Annotated in this window: 1 protein-coding gene; it reads right to left on the reverse strand. The window is 64.2% G+C overall.

Annotated features, from left to right (window positions below):
* Window positions 1-1,747 (reverse strand): calcium-binding protein (locus EG885_RS22250; RefSeq protein ID WP_278248508.1); only part of this gene is annotated, 1,747 nt, incomplete at both ends.

Here is a 1,747-nt window from a genome sequence, read left to right on the forward strand (position 1 = left end):
CGAGATGAAACCGTCGCCATCCACGTCACGCGCCGCCTGGATCATCGGGTTGCCCGGCAGCTGCGTGCCGCGCCCCTCGATCTCGTATTCGTCCAGATTGCCGGCAAAGACCGCCCTGTCACGGGCCGTGCCGGGGGCTGCGGTCAGGATCTCGCGGGTGATGGACATGTCGCCGGGGTTGATCGTGCGGTCCAGAAGCAACGCGGTCAGGGACCGCCCGCCAAAGGCCGCCGCCGAAAAGTCCGGTCGCCCGTCGTCGCCCAAGGCGTAGACCCGGCCCGCGAACGGACCCGCCGCCGATTGCGAGCTGTTCAGCGATTCCGCCGAATATTCGGTGCCGTCGACCATGATGCGGATGCGGACGTTCAGCCATGCGTCGCCGTCGATGACATCAAAGCCGCCGCGCCCCATCATCCGGTCGGCCCCGCCGCCGCCCATGATCAGGTTGCCATCGCGAAAGCTGGTCGCCCCCGGACCGCCCATGGTTTCCAGCGCGCCGTCGAACCATTGGCGCAGGCCCTCGATCCGGTCGATCCCCTCGGCGTCCAGCACATGCTCGTCAAAGCTGGCATTGGCGTCGGTGTCGCCCACGGTGCTGCCGCGATGGTCACCCAGCAGGGTGTCGTCATGGACCCAGCCCGACATTCCCTCCATCAGGTCAAAGCGGTCGCGCAGGATATCGGCGGGTGCCGAGGTAAAGATCGGGATATTGAAATCCCAGTTGACGCCCGCCACGTCATATTTCGCGCTGGCCCAGTCAAAGCCGAACATCCCTTCAAAGCGCTGGACACCGATCCCCGACAGGGCGATGTCATCGCCCGATTCAAGGTCGTAATCCTGATCATTGCCCTGTCCCCAGGCCACGTCATGGCCGATGACGGTCGAATTGAAGAACAGTTCGGAATTGTCGCCCGAGATGATGTCGAAGCCCTCGCCGCCTTCGATCCAGTCGTCACCCTCGTTGCCCAGCATGTTGTCGCCGCCAGAGCCGCCCAGGATGAAATCGTTGCCCTCGCCGCCAAAGGCCTCGCCGGCATCCTGGCCGATCAGCAACGCGTCATGCCCCTCGCCGCCGAACAGCAGATTGATGCCGCGCGATGACGAGACGACGTCATTGCCGCGTTCGCCGCGCAGGAAGTTGTCGCCGAACGTGTCCTCGATGATGTCGTCACCGTCACCGCCGAAAACCTGATCGGCCCCCGCCCCGCCATTGAGGTAATCGTCACCGCCGTCGCCCCACAGCGCATCGTCGCCCAGATCCGATGTCAGGCGGTCGTCGCCCTCGGTTCCGCCCAGCACGACATGCTCGCCGCCCCGGAAATGCAGCTCTCCGCCAACCTGATGGCCATTGCCGTCGGTCACCCCGGAATCGACGCGGATCACCTTGGGATCCAGCTGTTGCAGCAGCGGATCGTCCCATTCCGGGTCGCGCCCCGCCTCATTGCCGTTGTAATCGCGCTGCGCGATGGCCCGGTCCAGTTCCAGGATCATGTCCGGGGTCAGGAACAGCGTGGCATTGATATGGGTAGCATAATCGCCGCCAAGGGCCGAATTGCGCATGACGATATCGGCAAAGGTATTCGCCTCCAGCGCATCCAGCAGGTTCAGACCCTGCGTGCGCGACAGGTAATAGAACCGGTCGCCGTTCTGCAGCAGCTCCATCTGGTATTCGAAGACGAAACCGAAGGTGGTGCCCAGCATGCCGCCGAATTCCGTCACCCGTTCGGCCAGACCGCCGATCCACAGA

The sequence above is a fragment of the Paracoccus nototheniae genome (genome assembly GCF_004335005.1).
Lineage (GTDB): Bacteria > Pseudomonadota > Alphaproteobacteria > Rhodobacterales > Rhodobacteraceae > Paracoccus > Paracoccus nototheniae.